20 protein-coding genes are annotated in these 19,528 nt (G+C 61.7%); 7 read left to right on the top strand and 13 right to left on the bottom strand.

Going from position 1 to position 19,528, the window contains the following annotated elements; translation table 11 throughout:
* Nucleotides 1-114: 114 nt before the first annotated feature.
* Both JIN81_RS05320 and JIN81_RS05315 read left to right on the top strand, forming a co-directional pair.
* Nucleotides 115-2,265 (top strand): polyribonucleotide nucleotidyltransferase, encoded by a 2,151-nt coding sequence (locus JIN81_RS05320; RefSeq protein ID WP_200277367.1) that lies wholly within the window; start codon nucleotides 115-117, stop codon nucleotides 2,263-2,265.
* A 230-nt stretch (nucleotides 2,266-2,495) separates the two neighbouring features.
* Entirely contained in the window at nucleotides 2,496-2,774 is a 279-nt protein-coding gene (locus JIN81_RS05315; RefSeq protein WP_200277365.1) for a hypothetical protein, read from the top strand.
* A 174-nt stretch (nucleotides 2,775-2,948) separates the two neighbouring features.
* On the opposite strand, the gene JIN81_RS19275 is transcribed toward JIN81_RS05315, so the two are convergent.
* The 6 genes from JIN81_RS19275 to sufT all read right to left on the bottom strand — a co-directional run bounded on the left by JIN81_RS19275 (nucleotide 2,949) and on the right by sufT (nucleotide 6,677).
* Entirely contained in the window at nucleotides 2,949-3,077 is a 129-nt protein-coding gene (locus JIN81_RS19275; protein ID WP_267907957.1) for a hypothetical protein, read from the bottom strand.
* Between the two features lie 19 nt (nucleotides 3,078-3,096).
* Nucleotides 3,097-4,317, bottom strand: a complete 1,221-nt coding sequence (locus JIN81_RS05310) for a transcription antitermination factor NusB (protein WP_200277362.1) — start codon at nucleotides 4,315-4,317, stop codon at nucleotides 3,097-3,099.
* Between the two features lie 43 nt (nucleotides 4,318-4,360).
* Complete coding sequence (locus tag JIN81_RS05305; RefSeq protein WP_200277360.1) at nucleotides 4,361-4,510, bottom strand: entericidin A/B family lipoprotein; 150 nt, start codon at nucleotides 4,508-4,510, stop codon at nucleotides 4,361-4,363.
* 60 nt (nucleotides 4,511-4,570) lie between these two features.
* Nucleotides 4,571-5,887, bottom strand: a complete 1,317-nt coding sequence (locus JIN81_RS05300) for a UDP-glucose dehydrogenase family protein (RefSeq protein WP_200277358.1) — start codon at nucleotides 5,885-5,887, stop codon at nucleotides 4,571-4,573.
* A 72-nt stretch (nucleotides 5,888-5,959) separates the two neighbouring features.
* The gene (locus tag JIN81_RS05295; protein WP_200277356.1) at nucleotides 5,960-6,121 is read right to left on the bottom strand and encodes a hypothetical protein; all 162 of its coding nucleotides are present in this window, start codon (nucleotides 6,119-6,121) and stop codon (nucleotides 5,960-5,962) included.
* Between the two features lie 10 nt (nucleotides 6,122-6,131).
* Nucleotides 6,132-6,677, bottom strand: coding sequence for a putative Fe-S cluster assembly protein SufT (sufT, locus tag JIN81_RS05290; protein ID WP_200277354.1), 546 nt, complete (start codon nucleotides 6,675-6,677; stop codon nucleotides 6,132-6,134).
* Nucleotides 6,678-6,752: 75 nt separating this feature from the next.
* Between sufT and JIN81_RS05285 the strand changes: the two genes are divergently transcribed.
* A complete protein-coding gene (locus JIN81_RS05285; RefSeq protein ID WP_200277352.1) occupies nucleotides 6,753-8,435 on the top strand; it encodes a translocation/assembly module TamB domain-containing protein in 1,683 nt (560 codons plus the stop codon).
* Nucleotides 8,436-8,461: 26 nt separating this feature from the next.
* Here the strand turns inward: JIN81_RS05285 and JIN81_RS05280 are convergent, their stop codons facing one another.
* Nucleotides 8,462-8,836, bottom strand: a complete 375-nt coding sequence (locus JIN81_RS05280) for a hypothetical protein (RefSeq protein ID WP_200277344.1) — start codon at nucleotides 8,834-8,836, stop codon at nucleotides 8,462-8,464.
* A 43-nt stretch (nucleotides 8,837-8,879) separates the two neighbouring features.
* Nucleotides 8,880-9,425, bottom strand: coding sequence for a hypothetical protein (locus JIN81_RS05275; RefSeq protein ID WP_200277342.1), 546 nt, complete (start codon nucleotides 9,423-9,425; stop codon nucleotides 8,880-8,882).
* 106 nt (nucleotides 9,426-9,531) lie between these two features.
* Between JIN81_RS05275 and JIN81_RS05270 the strand changes: the two genes are divergently transcribed.
* A complete protein-coding gene (locus JIN81_RS05270) occupies nucleotides 9,532-9,996 on the top strand; it encodes an NUDIX domain-containing protein (protein ID WP_200277340.1) in 465 nt (154 codons plus the stop codon).
* Here JIN81_RS05270 and JIN81_RS05265 read toward each other — a convergent pair.
* Nucleotides 9,986-10,558, bottom strand: a complete 573-nt coding sequence (locus tag JIN81_RS05265) for a pseudouridine synthase (RefSeq protein WP_200277338.1) — start codon at nucleotides 10,556-10,558, stop codon at nucleotides 9,986-9,988. The genes JIN81_RS05270 and JIN81_RS05265 overlap by 11 nt on opposite strands.
* A 127-nt stretch (nucleotides 10,559-10,685) precedes the next feature.
* Between JIN81_RS05265 and JIN81_RS05260 the strand changes: the two genes are divergently transcribed.
* From JIN81_RS05260 to JIN81_RS05250, 3 genes are all read left to right on the top strand, one after another.
* On the top strand, nucleotides 10,686-11,423 hold the full coding sequence (locus tag JIN81_RS05260) for a hypothetical protein (RefSeq protein ID WP_234044500.1): 738 nt from the start codon (nucleotides 10,686-10,688) through the stop codon (nucleotides 11,421-11,423).
* 82 nt (nucleotides 11,424-11,505) lie between these two features.
* Entirely contained in the window at nucleotides 11,506-12,021 is a 516-nt protein-coding gene (locus tag JIN81_RS05255; RefSeq protein ID WP_325100855.1) for an Imm21 family immunity protein, read from the top strand.
* Nucleotides 12,022-12,083: 62 nt separating this feature from the next.
* Nucleotides 12,084-12,380 carry a hypothetical protein gene (locus tag JIN81_RS05250; protein ID WP_200277332.1) on the top strand — a complete coding sequence of 99 codons (297 nt, stop codon included), beginning with the start codon at nucleotides 12,084-12,086 and terminating at the stop codon, nucleotides 12,378-12,380.
* 50 nt (nucleotides 12,381-12,430) lie between these two features.
* Here the strand turns inward: JIN81_RS05250 and ffh are convergent, their stop codons facing one another.
* From ffh to JIN81_RS05230, 4 genes are all read right to left on the bottom strand, one after another.
* Nucleotides 12,431-13,930: a signal recognition particle protein gene (gene ffh / locus JIN81_RS05245; RefSeq protein ID WP_200277330.1), complete on the bottom strand. Its 1,500-nt coding sequence runs from the start codon at nucleotides 13,928-13,930 to the stop codon at nucleotides 12,431-12,433.
* A gap of 117 nt (nucleotides 13,931-14,047) precedes the next feature.
* Nucleotides 14,048-15,175, bottom strand: a complete 1,128-nt coding sequence (locus tag JIN81_RS05240) for a polysaccharide deacetylase family protein (RefSeq protein WP_200277328.1) — start codon at nucleotides 15,173-15,175, stop codon at nucleotides 14,048-14,050.
* A gap of 84 nt (nucleotides 15,176-15,259) precedes the next feature.
* Nucleotides 15,260-17,482 carry a hypothetical protein gene (locus JIN81_RS05235; protein ID WP_200277326.1) on the bottom strand — a complete coding sequence of 741 codons (2,223 nt, stop codon included), beginning with the start codon at nucleotides 17,480-17,482 and terminating at the stop codon, nucleotides 15,260-15,262.
* A gap of 38 nt (nucleotides 17,483-17,520) precedes the next feature.
* Entirely contained in the window at nucleotides 17,521-19,515 is a 1,995-nt protein-coding gene (locus tag JIN81_RS05230) for a BatA domain-containing protein (RefSeq protein WP_267907956.1), read from the bottom strand.
* Nucleotides 19,516-19,528: the final 13 nt, after the last annotated feature.

Here is a 19,528-nt window from a genome sequence, read left to right as displayed (position 1 = left end):
GCAGGCTTTCCTGCTCATCCGTGGTTTGTCTCCCAACCAATTTCCGGAGACGACCGAGATCTGACAAGTCCCTGACCCGACGGGCAGGGCATGTGAAGATAGAACAACACGACTATGAACATCCATACCATCACGAGCCAGGTTGGCTCGAACCCGATCACCTTTGAAACCGGCAAACTTGCCAAACTGGCCGACGGCGCTGTTGTCGTTACCAGCGGCGAGACCGTGATCCTGGTGACCGCCGTCTCCCAAACCAAGATCCGCGATGGCCAGACCTGGTTCCCGCTTTCCGTGGAATACAAGGAGAAGGCATCCGCTGCCGGTCAATTCCCCGGTGGTTACTTCAAGCGCGAAGGTCGCCCGACCGAAAAGGAAATCCTGACCTGCCGGATGACCGACCGTCCGCTGCGTCCGCTTTTCCCGAAAGGCTACCTTTACGACACCCAGATCGTCGCCCTGCTGCTTTCCGCGGATCAGGTGAACGATTCCGACATTCTCGCAATGAACGGCGCATCCGCCGCTCTTTCGATCTCCGACATTCCTTTCGCAGGCCCGATCGGTGCCGTGCGCGTGGGTCGCGTCAACGGTGAGTTCGTGATCAACCCGACCTTCGATGAGCGGGAAGAAAGCGACCTCGACCTGGTTTACGTCGGCAACAAGCAGGACGTGATCATGATCGAAGGTGCTGCCGACGAACTTCCTGAAGATGAGTTCATCAAGGCACTTCACTTCGCCCAAGAGAGCGTGACCAAGCTGGTCGAAGCCCAGGAAGAACTGGTGAAGCTCGCTGGCAAGGAGAAGCGCGAATACAAGGTGACGGTCGCCAAGGACGAACTCCTCGAAGTCGGTTACGCCATCGCAGGTGATCGCATCGAAGACGCCATCTACGCCAAGTCGAAGGTCGAGCGCGGCAAGAAGGTCGGCGCCCTGCGCGACGAAGTGGAAGCGGCCATCAAGGAGAAGTATCCTGAGACGACCGATTTCGAAATCGAGCAGGTCTTCGAATACATTCAGAAGAAGGCGTTCCGCGTCGCCATCATGGAGAAGGGCGTCCGGGCGGACGGTCGTCAGATCGGTGACCTCCGTGAACTGTTCGCCGAGAAGGATTGCCTTCCACGCGTTCACGGTTCGGCGATCTTCGCTCGCGGAGAGACCCAGGCCATGGGCATCTGCACGCTGGCTCCGGCCGACGAGAAGCAATACTTCGACAACTACGCCGGTGGTGAAGACAACAAGCGCTTCATCCTTCACTACAACTTCCCTCCATTCTCCGTCGGTGAAACCGGCCGCATGGGTGGCATCAACCGTCGTGAGATCGGTCACGGTGCGCTCGCAGAGCGTTCCATCGCTCCGGTCATCCCTGACGAGGATGTGTTCCCATACGCCATGCGTGTTTCCTCCGAAGTGACCGAGTCGAATGGCTCCACATCGATGGCGACCGTTTGTGCCGGCACCATGTCGCTGCTCGCAGCGGGTGTGCCACTCAAGGCTCCTGTCGGTGGCATCTCCGCCGGCCTGGTGACCGAGTGGAACGAAGACGGTACGATGAAGGCGCACAAGGTGCTCCTCGACATCATCGGTTCGGAAGACTTCTACGGTGACATGGACTTCAAGCTTTGTGGCACCGACGCCGGTGTGACCGGCTTCCAGCTCGACCTGAAGCTTCCCGGTCTTCCACTCTCCATCCTCGAAGAGGGTGTGCGCGTGGCCAAGGACGGTCGCACCAAGGTGATCGCCAAGATGAACGAAGTGGTGGCCGAAGCTCAGGAACTGAGCCCACACGCTCCACGCATCGTCTCCGTCAAGATCCCTGCTGACCGTATCGGTGAGCTCATCGGCCCTGGCGGCAAGAACATCAAGGGCATCCAGGCTGAGTCCGGTGCTGACATCAACATCGAGGACGATGGCACCGTGCACATCTATGCTTCGAAGGAAGAAGGCCTCAACCGCGCCAAGGAACTCATCGATCGCATCTTCGCTGAAATCGAAGTCGGCACGGTTTACACCGGTCCGGTCGTTTCGGTGACCAACTTCGGTGCCTTCATGGAAGTGCTTCCGGGCAAGGACGGTCTCGTTCACATCTCGGAGCTCCAGGAAGGACGCACCGAGAAGGTCGAGGACGTGGTCAAGAAGGGCGAGAACATCACCGCCAAGTGCATTGGTGTGGATGAGAAAGGCCGCGTGAAGATGAGCCGCCGTGCTTATCTCCGTGACCAGAAGGCGGAAGAGGCTGAAGAAGCCGACAAGCCGACTGACTCCGAGTAATCGGTTCGTCCCTGAACACTCACAAGGCCGTCACTCCGCAGGGGGTGACGGCCTTTTTTTGGATGTAGTATCCAAGATCCAGAAGAGGATGATGAATTCTCGATGGGAGAGCTTTGGGTTTGACCGGTCGATTTCCGACGATGGAGGATTCCATGATGGAAGGTGTAGTAGAACCGAACACCAGAACAGGGCAGCACATGACCGCGTTTGGGGCGTTTTGTTTCGGGACCATGCTGGCTTGGTGGTCCCTGTATTCCGAGGAGTGGCGCTATCTCATCGATGGCGCGAGTTCCCTTCACCTCTGTGGGTACCATGTGCGAATGCTCCCCGGTGCAGCGCTGGATTGGCTGCTCACGTCGGCGTGGTGTTCACTGGCGGTTGTCTGGTTTCCCTTCGCCGCCGTTTCCACGCTCCGGAAAATGCAGGTCGAGAAGGTCGGGCTTGCCGCGGCGATTCCATCTGTCTTTGTCGGGTTCGATGGAGTCGTGCGACTTTATCCCCAGCACTGATCATGGCGCAGGCGGATTAAGGAGCCCAAGCAATGCTTCGGTGACCGGTGAGACGACAGGTGGGCGCCGACGCCTCGCGCCTTCAGCTTGCCACCCCGGTGGGGTGATGTGGCTGACCGCTGGACCAGTGGGGTGGCGTCAGACGTGTTGAGTCACCCTTCGCGGAGAGACTCCTCAACCTCCGGCCGGAGCTTCCTTGCGAGCGAACTCGGAAGTGGTGCTCAGGTAGTAGATCCCACCAATCGAGCCGAGAACGAGCACGAGGACGAGCAAGGCGATCAGCATGCCGAGGCAGGATTTCATGGGCGGGAGTGTCGGGGGGTCAGGCGGAAGTTTCAAGCAAAGCGGCGAAGGCGCCGTCGGTGCCGTCTGTTTGGGGCTTTGCCTGGGCGGTGCCGGCCAGCGTGAATGCGGGGAAATCGGCGAGGAAGGCCTGCACGACTTCTTCATTTTCCTCCTGCTCGATCGAGCAGGTGGAGTAGACGATGCGGCCGCCGGGTTTCAGGCAGGGCGCGGCATTTGCCAGGATCTGACGCTGGATCTGGGTGACGGCGGTGATGTCGCTCGCTTGCAGACGCCAGCGGACGTCGACACGGCGTCGGAATACTCCGGTATTCGAGCAGGGGACATCGAGGAGGATGGCGTCGAAGGAGCCGAGCCATGCCTCAGGGGCGGGCTTCGTCCAGTCGTGGCAGGAAGTCTGCACTTCACCGAGGTGGAGGCGTTCGAGGTTCTGCTTCAGGCGCGGGAGTCGTTTCTCGTTGGAGTCGGTGCAGACAAGGTCCTTGCCGGATCCTTGGAATGCGGCGATGAGGAAGGCCTTGCCGCCTGGAGCCGCGCAGGCATCGAGGATGCGCTCGCCGGGTTTCGGCGCCAATAGCTCCACGCTGTGGCGGGTGGCGGGGTCTTGAATGTAGATTTGTCCTTTCGCCAGCAACTCGGTGGGGACCCGGCCTTCGATTTCGAAGTAGTCGTCAGGGAGGTCGGGATCCTGTTCGAACCCGGGCCGCTCCGGGCTCCGGGGATTCACCCGTGCGATGGTGGGAGCAGGGGCGTTGTTGAAGGCCATCAGGTCGATGGCTTGATCCTTGCCGAATGCCTTCGACCAGCGGTTGAAAAGCCAATCTGGATGGGAGAACGCAACGGCGGGCGGCAGTTCGTCGAGATCGAGCAGCTTCTTGCGCTGGGCGACAGCCCGGCGCATGACGGCATTGATCAACCCGCGGGCCGGTGCCTTGCCGAGTTCGACGGTTTCAAAGACGGCGGCGTGGTCGGGAAGACGCAGGATCAGCAGTTGGCAGAGACCGACCCGGAGGATGTCCCGGGTCTGGGGATCGAGCTTCCCCCGACGGAGCTTGCTGATCCAGTGGTCAATCAGACGCCGGTTGCGGAGAACGCCCAGGACGATGGCATTGAGCAGACCGCGGTCGGCGGTCGAGAGTTCGTTGCGCGATGCGTGGCGCTCGATGAGCGTGTCAGCATAGACATGCCCTTTTGCCCAGGCACGGAGGATCGAGACGGCGGCGCGACGAGGGGACTTCATGCTGGATGGGGTGCCCTGCGGCGCGATGGGTGAAGACGAGGCTTCAGTTCGACGAATCGTTGGAAGGCTTGGCTTTCTGCGCGGTATTCGAAAGGCCTTCGCCGGCTTTCTGGAGGTCGCGACCGAGGCCGATCGTGGTGTTGCAGGAAGCCAGGAAGAAGGTGCCGATAGCGAGTGCGAAAAGGTATTTCATGGTGCTGGCGAAGGAGAGCATGTTCCGGGAATGCGGCGCAATCCCGGAATGCAATGAAGGTCAGCTTACGGAGCGGCCGATGGCTTCGTATTCGAGCTTCGCGGCCTGGGTGTCCTCCGGATCCAGGAGGTTCCTGCCGTCGAAGACGAGCGGCGTTCTCAGACGCTTCGCAACTTCCTTCAAGTCGGCTGTCGCGAAGACCGGCCACTCGGTCGCGATGACAAGGGCATCGGCATTGTCGAGTGCCTCGTACATGTCCTCGGTGTAGCTGATGTCGCCAGAGAGATTGCCGAAGCGCTGGGCGGTACCGATCGCCTGGGGGTCGGTCGCCACGATCGTTGCTCCCTCATCGAGCATCGCCTGAGCAAGTTTCAGTGCGACGGATTCGCGGACGTCATCGGTGTTTTGTTTGAAGGCCAGTCCCCACAGGGCGATCTTCTTGTCGCGGAAGACCCAGAGCTTTTCCCGGATCTTGTCGAGGAAGCGGGTGAGTTGATCGGCATTGATGCGCTCGACCTCTTTCAACAGGTCAAAGGGTTGGCCGATCGATTCGGAGATGGCGATGAAGGCCTTGATGTCCTTCGGGAAGCAGGAACCGCCGTAGCCGAGTCCGGCATTGAGGAATGCGCGACCGATGCGCTTGTCGGTGCCGATTCCTTCGGCGACCTTCTCCACATCGGCGCCAGCTGCTTCACAGATGTTGGCCACGGCATTGATGTAGGAAATTTTCAGCGCGAGGAACGAGTTCGCGGCGTGTTTGATGAGCTCGGCCGAGTTGATGTCGGTGACGAGGACCGGAGCGACGAAGGGCTCGTAGAGCTTCTGCATCATCGCGAGTGCCTGGTCGTCGTTGGAGCCGATGACGATGCGGTCGGGGTTCAGCAGGTCGTCGACGGCGCAGCCTTCCCGGAGAAACTCCGGATTCGAGACCACGCCGAACTCGACACCTTCCTGGGCGTAGCGGCGGACGGTCTGAGCGACCTTCTCGCCGGTTTTCACCGGCACGGTGGATTTGTCGACGATCACCCGGTAGCCCATCTCGGGAGTGAGACACTGGGCGATTTCGCGGGCGACCTTTTCAATGAAGGAGAGGTCCACCGAGCCATCCGGCTGGGGTGGGGTCGGGACCGCGATGAAGACGACGTCTCCATTCGCCACGCCTTCCTCGGTCGAGGTCGTGAATTTCAGGCGACCTGCGGCGACGTTCTGCTGAACCAGTTCGGCCAAGCCGGGTTCGAAGATCGGGATTTCTCCGTTGAGGAGGGTTTCGATCTTTTCCGGGTTGTTGTCGACGCAGGTGACGGTGTGGCCGACCTCGGCGAAGCAGGTTCCACTGGTGAGTCCGACGTAGCCGGTGCCGATGATGGTGATGTTCATGGAAATTTGGTTTTTTGGGTGGGGGCGCGTTTAGCAGTCGGTGTGGTAGGGGGCAAGTGCTGGCTGCTGGCGTTATCGCCTCGAAATCCACGCTCCCACCGCCATACCGATCCCGGCGAGGACGAGAACACCGAGGAGGATCAGCGCTGGTAGAAAGGATCCGACCATCGCCAACCCCATCGAGGCGAAGATTCCGGCCAGGCCGACAACGGTGAAGATCCGGGAGCCGGACATCGGAATTCCTTCAGATCATGCCGAGCTTCATCTTTCCCTCTTCGGAAATCATGTCCTGATTCCACGCAGGGTCCCAGACCAGGTCGACCCTGGCGTCATCGATGCCTTCGATGGTCATGATCTTGGATTGGGCATCGGCTGCAATGACGGGGCCCATGCCGCATCCGGGAGCCGTGAGGGTCATCTTGATGCCGACGACGGTCTTGCCGTCCTCTTCTTCAATCGAGCAGTCGTAGACGAGGCCAAGGTTGACGATATCGACGGGAATCTCGGGGTCGTAGACGCCTTTGAGTTGGGCCCAGACCTGATCCTCAAGGGGGGCGTCCTTGAGGGCGTTGGCTTCCTCTTGTTTCTCTTTCTCGGCTTCGAGATCCACCCCGAGTGCGTCGGCATCTTGGGAGGAAATTCGGGCCAGACCGGATGAGGTCGCCACGGTGAATGTGCCGCCGAGACGTTGGGTGATGTAAACGGGGGTGCCTGCCGGCAGGGTGACAGCGTCACCGCTGGGGATCTGGACGGCCTGGACTTCGCGGGTAAGGGGAATCTCCTCTTGCATGGGCGGCAGTGTAGGCAGGGAGAGCCCGGGTGCAAGTGGCTTGCGGAGGCGGGAATTTCACGCATGCTTTCCCGTATGAGTCGCCGAGCTAGACGGAAAAAGGCTGCCAGCAAAGGCAGACGGGGAACGGGGTCGTGGTGGCTGAAGGGAACCGCGGGTGTGATGGTGCTGGCTCTCGTCGCGATGCTGGGCGGGTATCTGTGGCTCAAGGCATGGCTGCACGGTGAGGATTTCCGGGCGATGCTGTCGACCCAGGCTGGCAAATCGATGAACGCCAAGGCCGACTTCGGAGCCTTCCGCTGGGATGGGACGGTGGTGGATTGTCCGTCGTTTTCGGCGACCGGACCGGGCGTGATGCGTGCCGTGGATGCACAAGGACTGTCGATCGACATCGGACTGGGACGGGTCCGCGAACGGGTGGTCGAACTTCGCAATGCCCGGGTGAACCAGATTGACCTCGAGTTTGACCTGCGGGGTGATGCGTCCGAGGCACCGCAGTTGCCGGACGAGGTGATTGCGCCTCCCAGTGTGGCCGGCCCCAAGCAGAAGCCGTGGTACGACCGCTTTGTTCCGAATCAGATCGAATTGACCGAGCTCAAGGTGGATCAGTCCGCTGTCAAACTCGGTCTCGAGGCGGGACCCATCGAGTTTTCAGGGACACGCTGGGAAGTGGTGCCGGACCAGATGCAGGGAAGCTACCGGGCCTTGGGTGAAGGAGGGGTCATCACCTTTCCGTGGGAATTCCTGCCGCCGCTGGAGTTGAAGATGGCCAAGCTCCGCTACCAGGACGGATCGGTCTTTCTCACCGAAGCCGATTTTCGTGCGTATGAACGGGGAGTGCTCTCGCTTGCCGGAGAGGCTTCGATCGAAGGCAGCGGTTTCTCCTTCGATGGAACCTTGCGCGATGTCATGGCCAACGAAGTCCTCCCTCCCGACTGGAAGCAGCGGGTCGAGGGCCGGATGACGAGCGACTTCACCGTGGCGGACCGCGGTCATGGCCTGGTGGTCGACGGGGACCTGCAGTTTGCCGACGGTGTCCTGACGGGTTTGCCGGTGCTGGATTCGCTCGGCGCCTACGGCGGCAACCCGAGATTCCGACGTCTCGTGCTCAGCGAGGCAACACTCAGCTACTCATGGGAAGACGGACGCATCGTTCTCACCGACATCGCGATCGGTGCCGAGGGCTTGATTCAGGTCGAGGGGCGGTTGACCATTGAAGAGGACGAAACCATCGACGGCAGGTTCCAGGTCGGCCTGACACCGGGGACCTTGGCCAGGATTCCCGGTGCGGAGACCAAGGTGTTCCTCCCGGGTGAGCGTGGACTTCTCTGGACGTCCCTCCATGTCACCGGGACGCTGGACGATCCCAAGGAGGATCTGACGAACCGGCTCATCGCTGCGGCGGGCATGCGGATGTTTGAAATCCTTCCCGAGACCGGTGAGAAAGTACTACGGTTCACCGAGCAGGCCATGAGTGCCGATGTGGCTGAAATGCTGTCGGGCGAGGAAGGCCTGATCAACCAGGGAAGCAGCCTGCTTGATCAGGGGAAATCACTGCTCGACGGTGATGGCAACACGCTGGAAGAAGCCGAAGGGGTGATCCGGCAGGCGGACGAAGTGGTCCGGGGTGTGGGTGGCTTGCTCGATGTGCTGCGTGGAGACCCACGCCCGCAGGACCCTCCCGCACCCGACAAGCAGGCCCCCGTCGAGGATGAGGCGGGGACTCCGGAAGATGCGGAAGATACGGAGCCGAACTAGATGTGAGCCGCAGCTGAGAGGCCGTCCTAAGGGGTGATCTCGGTTGTGATTTTCAAAAGCGGCAGGCTCGTGGCGAACCAGCAAGCGGCGAGGTGAACAACCGCAACGACCATTGAAAGAGCAAGGGCGATGGGCAGGAAGTGCCGAAGCTTCTCCTTGAGGTTGAGTAAACCCAGAAGTGTGGCGGTGAGGACGGCCAGCAAGGCTCCGGTTCCCAGCGACAGCCCGCTTTCGGCGTAAGGGATCAGTCGCGCCGAGATCCATGGAAGCTCCACTTCCTGCAGATCGGCATAGAGGCGGACGATGATCTTGCCGGTCGACGAAATGGCGGCACCGACGAGAAGGTGGCTGATGCTCGCGACGGCGATTCCGAGCCAGGTCAGGATCGAGCTCGCTTTCAAATCGCTGGTGGCGGTCCGTGGAGCTTGTGGGTGACGGGGGGAATCACTTGATCGTCAGCTTGCGGCCTTTGCCGCTTTCCCATGCCTTTCTCAAGCTGTCGTAGAGGGCGTCCAGATCGCGGAGATCGAGGATGCGGTATTCGACCATGCCGGCGTGGGTGGTGGTGGGGTAGTTCTTCTGCGCCATGTTGTGGGCGTCGGTGCCGACCCGTTGTCCGGCTCGCTCGATGAGCTCCCGGCCCTTGTCGACGGTGCGGGTGATCTCGCTGCGCCCCATCGAATCGGACAGAGGCTCGATGTAGTAAAAGCGTGCGATGGCACGGCCGACGGTGTCGATGGTCACCTCGTTGACGACGAGGTTTCCGTCGAGGACATACTCATGCATGCTGATGTTGCTGATGCGATCCAGGGCCACCATGTAGTGGCCTCCGGGAATGCTGGCCTGCCAGAAGCGGCGGGGGCCTTCGCTCTCCTTGGCTCGGGTTTCCTCTTCCTCGTTGTTGTTGGCATTCTGCGCGGAGATCGGAGTGATGCTTGGGATCGACAGGGCGATCACGAGGGCGGGCAGGGCGACAAGAAATCGTTTCATGGTAGTCATAGGATAACAGGAGAACGTCGATTGCCAGCTAGAGATTTCGGTATTTAGGCAAACTTAAGTATTGAGATTGCGGGGCGGGGAGGGTCAGATCAGCTTCGTGGTTCGATTTCGACCGAATGTCGCTGCTCTGATGACTCGCGCGGACGGCCAGCTTCTGATTTGTGAACGCTGGAAGAATCCGGGTGCTTGGCAGTTTCCCCAGGGTGGTGTGGATGCAGGAGAGTCCTTCAAGGAGGCCCTTTTCCGTGAGGTGAGGGAAGAGATCGGGCTCAAGCCGAAGCACTATGAGATCGTGTCTTCGAAGGAAGGCTACCGCTACCTTTATCCTGAAGAGGTGCGGGCGAAGAAGGCCCGCAAGCATGGATGCCATGGGCAGGAACAGGTTTACTACCTGTGCCGGGTGCGGAAGAGCGCGCCGGAGGTGGATGTGGATCAGGACCCGCCGGAGTTCGAGAACTACAAGTGGATCGATCCGAAGGATTTTGATCTGAAGTGGCTCCCGACCTTCAAGCGTGAGGTCTACCGCCAGGTCATGGAGGATTTCTTCGGGGTCAAACTCTGAGCCCGAGCTGCTGCCGTTGGGTGGCGTCTGCTTCCTGCCACACTCCGGATTCAAGTTCACCGAGCTCGAGATCGCCGATGGCGATGCGGATCAGGCGCAAGGTTGGGTGGCCGACGGCGGCGGTCATGCGTCGCACCTGCCGGTTCTTGCCTTCCGTGAGGGTGAGGGTGATCCAGCGGTCCGGGATGCTGGCCCGGACACGGATGGGTGGATCGCGTGGCGGGATGGCTGGCTGGGGGTCCGGGAGATGGGCGCGTGCCGGCCGGCATCGATGCCCCTTGATGTGGAGCGTGCCGTCCGACAGTTTGGTGAGTGCCTTCGAATCGGGGATGCCCTCGACCTGGGCGAGGTAGGTTTTCGGTTGTTTCGCGCGGGGATTGAGGAGTCGGTCGACGAGGGCTTTCTCATCGGAAAACAACAGAAGTCCCTCGGAATCCATGTCGAGACGTCCGATTGGCCAAACGTTCTTGGGGAAGCCGAAGTCCGCGAGGGTCCGCTGGCCGGGCTGGTCCTGGGTGAACTGGCAGAGCACCCCGTAAGGTTTGTGGAAGACGATCAGCACCGCGGAAGGCTCACGCCCTCGAAGGGAAACATCAATCCAGATTCAAAGTATCAATATGATCGATGTTTCGTGAGGGTTCTTCGATTCGGTGAAATGGGGCCGGGCGTGGTATTTCCGCATGATGGAAATGCGAAGAAGGATCGCGAAGTGGTGCCGGGAGCGAGGGCTTTTGGTGGCAGGATTCATGACGCTCTGGGCGACGGTGTCGTGTGGTGGTGACGGCATCCACCGTGGGCGCGTGCCGTTTTCGTTTTTGGAATCTTCGCCGGTTTCCCATCTGGGCGCACAGGCTCGGATGGAGAGGGTGGAGGTGGCCGCGGATGAGCTCCAGGCGGGGGACGTGGTCGCATTCTGGATGAGTCATGACGATGCCCTCTCGTATCTTCGCCGAGGCGTGATCCAGAAGGTTCCCTACGAGTTGTTTCAATACGGTCACCTCGCGCTGGTGGTCGAGGCGCCGGGTCAGTCGGGTGAGCTCCGCCTGCTGCAACTCGCGATGGGTCAGGCGGCGAATGTGGACGCGGGGTTGGACTATCTTGAGGGCAAATCCTGGAACGTCTTCCGGCCGCCATCGGGGACGGTGGATCAGGAGCGGCTCAAGGAGTTCGTGCAGCGTGTGGTCGAAACGGCATCCAACCCGAAGAAGGCCTACGACTATGCGGGAGTCCTCGGCTTGAAGAACTCACCCTGGCGGCCTGAAAGCAGGGAGGAAATCGGCAACCGCTACAGCTGCGCGACCCTGGTGATCGCGGCGCTGCACTACGCGGGGTATGAACTCGATGCAGTGCATCGGGGCGGTCGACTCGATGTCGTGACCCCGAAGCAGGTCGTAATGAGTTTTGGTGAAGTCAGGGAGGGCGGGTAGACGCCAGGTATGAGAAGAAGAATTTTCTGCGATCCTACCTGAGGGCTTGGAGGGGAGAACGAGGTTTGTAGCTTCTCTCGAAGTGAATAGTGCATCGAGTTTAGGTGGGCCTTACGTGCTGGTTCAGGACGATAGGATGAATGACTGGGTCCGTGGAATTGGCCCGGATCCTGATCCTAAGCGAGGGCTCTACGGGAGGGTCTGTAAAGGAGGGAGCCTCATTGAGAGGTTTGATTTCGAAGGCTCCGAGGTGCTGCGGATTTCCGATGAGCCAAGTGACTTGCTCTGGAGGAGCCTGTTCGATGGAGGACTGGTGGTTCAGTGGGTGGCAGCCGAGTCCGAGGAGGATCTTATTCGCTTTGCTGAAACCGTCGCGGCGAGGGAGGTATGGGATGAATCTTGCGTCCTCCGCATTCGATCTTCCTCCGTGACGATCATGGATGCGTTGGGGCGGCCAGGTGATGGAGAGGCAAAGATTGTAGAGAGACTCGAACCCGGAGACTATCAGGTCGATGCCTGTTTGGCTGAAGATGACGACAACGAGGCGTTGATCGTTCGACTTCGCCGGACGTCATCGTTGGAGGTTCCGGCCGAGTGAAGACTGCTCACCATCCGCACTCCGGATTGCGCTCGGGCGCTTGAGTCTGATAGAGAGGAGGAATGGATGCACGCGATCTGGTGGCAGCGTGGAAACTCCGCAACCGTAAGAGGGGGCTGGTTGTCGTGGGGTTTGCCTTGATCCTGCTGTCAGCGGGGTGGCTCGGCATGGGCTACTGGGAGCAATTGGAGCGCGATCGCGCGGCGGCCGTCCGCGCCTCGCATGGCGTGATTGTGACCATGTGCTACTTCGACGAACCGTTCAACATGACCAAGCGGGTCTACTGCGGACTCGGGCATCTGCTGGGATGGGCGTGCGTGATACGCGGTATGACGCTGCGGCCGGGTCGGCTGCGGTGAGGCTCGGCCGGGTCTTCGGGTCGGGTGTTTCCCAGTCGTCCCCCGGGGGATCAACGGCGACGCTTCTTCTTGCCCTTGCTGCCACGGCCTTTGGCTCCGCCACCACCACCACCACCACCGCCCATGCCTTTGAGGAGGCTGTCGATGTCGCCGAGTTCGCTCATGTCGGGCATGCCGGCGCCTCCGCCGCCCATGCCGGGGAATCCACCTGCGCCGCCACCCATTCCGGGCATGCCCATGCCGCCCATCATTTTCTGCATCTTCTTCGGGGAGCGCATCATCTTGCGCATGTCGCCGAACTGCTTCAGCAGGCGATTCACGTCGACCAGTGTGGAGCCGGATCCGGCGGCGATCCGCTTCCTGCGGGATCCCTTGATGATTTCCGGGCGTCGACGTTCGTCGGGAGTCATCGAAAGTACGATGGCTTCCGTACGTTTGAGGCGTTTCGGGTCGAATGCAGCATCAGGAAGTTGCTTCTTGATCTTGTTGAAGCCCGGCAGCATCGACATCAAGCCCTTCATGTCGCCGAGCTTGCCGATCATCTTCATCTGATCGAGGAAGTCGTAGAAGTCGAACTTGCCGGAGGCCATGCGCTCCATCGACTTCATGGCGTCCTTCTCGTCGATCTGAGTGGCGACCTGCTCGACCATGCCGACGACGTCGCCCATGCCGAGGATTCGGTCGGCCATGCGGTCGGGGTGGAACTCGAACAGCTGGTCGAGTTTCTCGCCTTCACCGGCGTATTTGATCGGCTTGCCGGTGACGGCACGCATCGAAAGGGCGGCGCCACCCCGGGCGTCGCCATCGAGCTTGGTCAGGATGATGCCGGTGATGCCGACGGCTTCATCGAAGTGGCGAGCGACCGAGACGGCACCCTGACCGGTGGCGGCATCGGCGATGAGCAGGGTTTCCTGCGGTTGGACGAAGTCGTGCAGGCGCTTGAGTTCGGCGACCAGCACGTCATCGATTTCCTGGCGGCCGGCGGTGTCGAAGATGAGGACGTCGCCATCCTGGGAATCTGCCCAGGCGAGGGCGTCCTTGGCGACCTTGACGACATCCTTCTCCGAGGCATCCGGGGTGTAGACGGGGACGTCGATCTGTCCTGCGACGGTGGCCAGCTGATCGATGGCGGCCGGGCGGTAGAGGTCGCAGGCGATGAGCAGTGGCTTGCGGCCTTCGCGCTTGAGCCGATTGGCGAGTTTGCCGGAGGTGGTGGTTTTACCGGCACCATTCAGGCCGCACATGAGGATGCGCGCGGTGCCTTCCAGATTGAGGGGCACCTGATCGTCACCAAGCAGGGCGGCGAGTTCGTCGTGGAAGATCTTGACGATCTGTTCGCCGGGCTTGATCGACTTGAGCACCTCGGCGCCCATCGCCTGTTCCTTGACGTGCTCGATGAAGGTCTTGGCGACGCTGAATTCCACGTCGGCTTCGAGCAGTGCGAGCCGGATCTCGCGAAGGGCATCGGTGATGTTCTTCTCGGAAATTTTTCCGACGCCACGGAGGTTGCGGAAGGTTTTGTCGAGAGAGTCGGAAAGAGCGGAGAACATGGTGGATGTGGGCGGGAAAGGGGTGCGGCGAGCCGATGAACCGGCAGCGGGGAGAGTGAACCGCCAAGTGACCGATGGCGCAAAGCGGAAATGCGCGCGGATTCGGGGGTATGCAGCTCAGTCGATGACCTTGGGCACGTAGGCGGCCTCCGGGTCGATCTGGAAATTCCAGCGCAGCGGCTTTTCGGGGGCTTCGCCCTGGTCGTCCTTCCAGGTCACCTGCACCTGATAGTGGGGCAGGCGGAGCTTGCGATTGGTCTTCCAGCGGAGCATCTGGTCGTCGGGGTTCCAGGCGGCGGGGACCTTGCCGAAGCCTGAGACCTTCATCACCAGTGATTCCGGATCGATGGCGCCGGCGTCTGACAGGTCGACCGAGATCACGGGGAGCCGGTCCTCGATGATGGCCCCGGAATCCGGACTGACGGGGAATGGCACGGTGGCGGGTGGTTTGGTCGGGTCGCTGCTGGAGGAGGTGAGCGCGCCGGTGAACTGGGTGGCGAGCTCGAAGATGGGGTCGTGGGTGCCGAGGATGATGTAGCGGGGCAGGGTGGCATCCGGGCTGTGGCGCTTCACTTTTCCCGGCAGCACGGTGAACAGGTGCTGGTAGCCGAACTCTTCGGCAAGAGGGTGCATTTCCTGGGTGTGGAAGCCGCCGGGGTAGGCGTAGGTGGTGACGGCATCGCCAAACTTGGCTTCGAGGAATCTCTTGGATTCTCCCATCTCGTTGCGAAGGAACTCGTCGTAGGCGTCGGGGCCTTGGGCGCGGGAGTTTTTGACGGTTCCGGGGTAGGGGTGGCTGACGGAGTGGCTGCCGATGGTGGCGCCATGCTTGATCATTTCCTCGATCATCGGGGTGGTCAGTGCCTTCCCACCGCCGTCGACGTAGTTCTTGTAGAGGAAGAGGGTGAAGGGATAGCCGAACTCCTTCAGCACGGGAAAGGCCTCGGTGTAGACCGATTTCCAGCCGTCATCGATGGTGATGACGACGCTTCGTTCGGGAATGCTTTTCTCACCGCGCTTCCAAGCCTGGAAGTCGGCCATGGAGATGACTTCAAGGCCAAGCTCGCGGAGGGTTTCCATCTGGAGCCGGAACTTCGAGGTCCGGATCTTCATCTGGGTTTCCTCGTCGCTTTCCGAAAAATCGTGGTAGCCCAGCACGGACACCTGCACGCCATCATCGACCGGTGGGGGCGACTCGGCGAAGCAGGATGCGGTGAGGGAAATGGCGAGGATGAATCGAAGCACGGAGGGACCATGCACGAGGAATCGTGAGTTTTCAATCCCGCGCGCACGGGGGCAAACGCTGGGCCGGGTTCAGCCGAGCTTCGCTCAGAAGGTTCCGTTCAGTTTCCGGCCGATCCAGAATACGGAAAGCAGCAGGATGACGAGGGTCAGGGTCAGCCAGTGGGACCAGAGGGAGACCCGGTTCTCGATGGGTTTCGGGTCGGGCAAGGCCTGGACTTCCCGGACCAGGTCGGCGAGCTGCGATGGTTCGATCATGCGGCCGCGGGCGATGCGTGCCATTTCCTCGAGGACTCCGGGTTTGGCGGGTTGGCCGACCTTTTCGAGTTCCACGCCCTGGGCAAGGAGCTTGGTCTGCACCGGCTCCGACTCGTCTCCTGCGATGCGGGCAGCGAGTTTCCATTCGCCCGGTTGGGTGATGCGGAGGCGTCCACTGAAGGCTCCCCAGCCGGTGTCATTCTGCTCAAGGGCCAGTTGCTCGACGCGGCCATCGGGCAGGGTGGCATCGATCAGGACCTGCCCTTCCTCGAGTGGGGCCCCGTTGGGATCGAATGCATTGGCGTTGAGGGTGACCGTGTCGCCGGGAACGGGGCGTTCGGGCGTAAAGTAGAGTCGGATGCGTTGGCCGGCCGCCATGTTCCGCTGGTAGGACATCCAGCGGGCGACCTGCCCCCAGAAGCGGTAGTGGTATTTGTCTTCAACGCCGCGCCGCCAGCGCCACGCGGAGTCGATGCCCATGTAGAGGACTTTGCCATTCCCTGCGGCCGAGGTGACGATGATGGGGGTGGGGCCGAAGTTGGTGCGGCGGTTCGAATGCACGGCGAGCACTTCGGTGCCGCCCTTGGCCTTGAGTGCGGCGGAGTGCCAGTAGAATCCGGGCAGCGAGCGCCAGACGTCGGGATTGGCCTCTTCGGTATCGGCAAGCAGGGTGAGCAGCGAGCCCCTGCCCTCGCCGGTGAGCTCGAGTGGCGAGGCGATCGGGTCGACGATGCCATTGGGCTGGTCCGGATCGAGCGTGACGGGGATCAGGGGACCGAGTTCGGTTTCCAGCAGGCTGCGCTGGTGGCCCTTCGGTCCGGGGAGGAAGACGACGCCGCTGGCCTGGTTCTCGACCAGTCCTGCGATCATCGCGCATTGGTCGGTGGTGAGTTGGCCACCTCCGACACCGACATCGCCAAGCATGATGACGTCGTACTGGGCGAGATCTTCCGGTTTCTCGGGAAACTCCTCGATGTAGTCCGGCCCGTCGCCCATTCCGAGGCTGGGGTGGAACAGGAGGCAGGAGAGCTCGACGCCCGGGTCGCGGGACAGGGCGTTGCGCAGGTAGCGGTACTCCCAGCGGGGCAGGGAGTCGATCACCAGCACCTTGATCGACTCGGGTCGACCGGACAGGGTGAACTTGCGCATGTTGTTCGAATCGATCCTCTCGCCATCGGCGAAGGGGATGGAGAGCTCGAGGGTGTTCGAGCCCTCGCTTTCGATCTTCCAGAGGATGGAGTCGTAGGTGATCTCACCGGGTGGCAGGGTGAGCTCCTTGGTGCGCTCGACGCCATTCTCATCGCGGATTCGGACGACCGTGCGGACTTCGCGTTCGAGGGACGAGCGCACGGAAAAGGGGATCTGCACGTTTTCCCCGACGATGCCGTAAGTGGGAGCCGTGACGGAAAGGAGGTCGAGGTCGGGAAGGCGCTTGCTACTGCCGACGGGGATGGTGAAGAGCGGCACGCCGCGCTGCAGCAGTTTCTGGGCGCCGACCACCGGCGGTTGGCCGAGGTTGAAATCGCCATCGGAGAAGAGGACGACCGCGCGCAGGTTGCCCTCGGTTTCGAGGAGTTCGGTGATGGGTTGGGTGAGATCCGTGCCGGCGAGTTCTCCTTCGTCCTTCGGGGGTGCGGCGATGTTCCGTTGGATGAGCTCGTTGCTTCCATCGGCACGCAGGGAGGCCTCGAGATCGTCATTGTTGATCTGCTCCACCCACTCGCTGCGTGAGACGATTTCCTGAGTGGGGCTGAGTGTCAGCGGGAGCTCGGCATCGATGGTGGTCATCGATCCCGAGGCGTCGGTCAGAATGGCGACGCGTGGCATGCTTTCGGGGTTGAGGACCGTGCGCCACTCGGGTTTCCACAGAAGAAGGACCACGATCAGGGTGATCAGGAAGCGCAGAGCTTCCAGGGCGCCTGTGCGTCCGCGGTGGACGCTGCGGTGCCAGGCAAGCAGGCAGAGTGCCGCGACGGCGATCAGCGTGATCAGCCCGATCCCGAGGGTGAGGGGAGTGGGCGAGAAGTGCAGGTTCTGGATGGAGAAAGACAAGGGAGTGGAGGTGAGTGGCAGTCAGGCGGCGGGGCGTTTCAGCGGGCGGTGGGTGACGCGGCGCCTGGTGTGGCGTGAAAGGTGGGAGGCTGGCGCTTCGGCAGGCAAAGCAGCGCTTCGGCAAGCAAGAAGAAGAGCATCGCAATCAGGAAACTGCGCCAGACGCCTCGCGAGATGCTTTCGCGGGCGGAACTGCTGGTGTCTTCGAAGAGCGAGTAGCGGGTGCCTTCGAGGATGCGGTCCAGGGCCTCGCTACCGAGCACTCCTGAGAGGTCTTCTTCGGCGGGGCGGTTGAGGGCAATGGTCCGGTCATCGAGTCGATACACGCCCGCCACGAACTCCGGATCCGCATTGGTGTTGGTGACGTAGGCATCCAGTCGTTCGCGGGATTGGGTGAGTTCGCCGCCGGCCTCCGGGCTTCCGAGCTCAGCGAGGAAGCCGGAGTCGAAACGTTCAGCCCCAGCTGCCAGCGCGCGCTGGACGATGGGTAGAAGGACGTCGGCGTCGCCAAGGTTCGACCATTTGTAATCAGGAGTGGAGCCCACGAACCACGCCGTGCCCCGCCCGATCACCCGCCGCACCATGAAGGGCTCGGCATCGTCCCAGCGACTGAGAATGGAGGCCTCACCGACGGGGATCCGGCGCTGGATGGCGCGGAGGCGTTCGCCGGAGAGTGGCGTGCCGTCGATGCCGTCGCGGAGCAATCCGTCCTTCCGGTCCCAGCTGTCGAGGATGAAGAATTGCTCTTGAGCCGCGCGGGTGATCGGAGACCAATTGATTTCGAGGAAGGAAGATTCCGAGTCGGCCAGAGGTGGGAAGAAGACCACGTGTCCTCCGTTCTCGAGGAAGCGGGTGAGCTCGACGGCGCTTGGTCCTTCGGGCAGTGGGGCGGCCCAAAAGATACTGGCGATGCCGCTTTGATCGGTCGACGGGAATGCCGCGGCGTCGATGCGCTCGACCGTCTGGATGCCGGATGGGTCCGGAGCGGCGGCGAGCATCAGGTAGTCGGCGGATTCGCCGCCAGGGCTGACGACGAGGGACTTCAGCGGGCGGGCGGGTCCGTAGGCGAAGTAGGCCACGTTGTCGCGCAGGTTGCCGTCGCCGGGGATGGATACCCATCCGAAGCCGGATTCATCCTCGTCACCCAGCACCAGCGATTTCTGGAAGCGGAATTGCTGACCGTCGATGGTCATCGGGTCCGTATTGCTCGCTCCATTGAGTTGGGTGGTGACTTGGAGGTTCAGAGGGTTGGTGGCATCGCCACTGCGGGTGACTTCCAGATCGAGCAGCAGTCGGTCCCCGGAGCGCCGCGAGGCGAGGATGCGGATCGACTGGTTGGCCGCATCATCCCCACCGAGTGCGAGGATGCGGAGTTGGGGTGGTTGGGAAAGGTTGCTGAAGGCGGCCTGAATGCTGGTCCAGCGATCGTCGTCGGGCGACCAGTTGGAAGCTTGCAGGTCGGACACCACCCAGACTTCGGCTTTGGCCGGCGTGGCGGCGAGGAATTCGGCTGTGGCATTCAGCAGCCCGGGCAGGTCGGCGGCGGTGTCGGTGGCCGCGGTGGCGGACAACTCGGCGATCACGCCGGGGGAGGGCAGGTCCTGAGGTGTACCGGAGGCGCTATCCATCAGCACGACGCGGCTGCCGTCCATTTCGGACAAGGCGCTGACGACCCGTTGCAATCCGAGCTCGCGGCGCGGGATGCTGCCGCTGGCCGGGTTGCCCTCCATGCTGGCCGAGCGGTCGAATACGAGAACGATGAGATCCGGCTTGCCGGCACCCAGTCCGAGGAACGAACTCACGACCGGCAGGGCGGCGGCCGTCACGAGGGCGGCGATGCCGAGGGCCCGGCAAGTGAGGATGAGGATGTGGCGCAGGCGTTTCTTGCCGCGTGATTCACGAGTGGCCTTCAGCAGGAACTGCATGGCCGCCCACTTCACCGTGCGATGGCGTCGCCGGTTCAGCAGGTGGATGATCACCGGGATGCTGGCGGCGAACAGCCCCCAGAGCATGGTTGATTGAAGGAAGGTCAAAACTACTGAAGAA

The organism is Haloferula rosea, assembly GCF_016595525.1.
GTDB lineage: Bacteria > Verrucomicrobiota > Verrucomicrobiia > Verrucomicrobiales > Akkermansiaceae > Haloferula > Haloferula rosea.
This window is presented reverse-complemented; position numbering and strand designations above follow the sequence as displayed.

Excerpts from the sequence above, each read along its gene's own strand:
- JIN81_RS05260 (WP_234044500.1), top strand. The coding sequence starts at position 10,686 with ATGCGAAGAAGGATCGCGAAGTGGTGCCGGGAGCGAGGGCTTTTGGTG.
- JIN81_RS05310 (WP_200277362.1), bottom strand. The coding sequence starts at position 4,317 with ATGAAGTCCCCTCGTCGCGCCGCCGTCTCGATCCTCCGTGCCTGGGCA.
- JIN81_RS05315 (WP_200277365.1), top strand. The coding sequence starts at position 2,496 with ATGCTGGCTTGGTGGTCCCTGTATTCCGAGGAGTGGCGCTATCTCATC.
- JIN81_RS05305 (WP_200277360.1), bottom strand. The coding sequence starts at position 4,510 with ATGAAATACCTTTTCGCACTCGCTATCGGCACCTTCTTCCTGGCTTCC.
- JIN81_RS05295 (WP_200277356.1), bottom strand. The coding sequence starts at position 6,121 with ATGTCCGGCTCCCGGATCTTCACCGTTGTCGGCCTGGCCGGAATCTTC.
- JIN81_RS05320 (WP_200277367.1), top strand. The coding sequence starts at position 115 with ATGAACATCCATACCATCACGAGCCAGGTTGGCTCGAACCCGATCACC.
- JIN81_RS05275 (WP_200277342.1), bottom strand. The coding sequence starts at position 9,425 with ATGAAACGATTTCTTGTCGCCCTGCCCGCCCTCGTGATCGCCCTGTCG.
- ffh (WP_200277330.1), bottom strand. The coding sequence starts at position 13,930 with ATGTTCTCCGCTCTTTCCGACTCTCTCGACAAAACCTTCCGCAACCTC.
- JIN81_RS05250 (WP_200277332.1), top strand. The coding sequence starts at position 12,084 with ATGGATGCACGCGATCTGGTGGCAGCGTGGAAACTCCGCAACCGTAAG.
- JIN81_RS19275 (WP_267907957.1), bottom strand. The coding sequence starts at position 3,077 with ATGAAATCCTGCCTCGGCATGCTGATCGCCTTGCTCGTCCTCGTGCTC.
- sufT (WP_200277354.1), bottom strand. The coding sequence starts at position 6,677 with ATGCAAGAGGAGATTCCCCTTACCCGCGAAGTCCAGGCCGTCCAGATC.
- JIN81_RS05300 (WP_200277358.1), bottom strand. The coding sequence starts at position 5,887 with ATGAACATCACCATCATCGGCACCGGCTACGTCGGACTCACCAGTGGA.
- JIN81_RS05285 (WP_200277352.1), top strand. The coding sequence starts at position 6,753 with ATGAGTCGCCGAGCTAGACGGAAAAAGGCTGCCAGCAAAGGCAGACGG.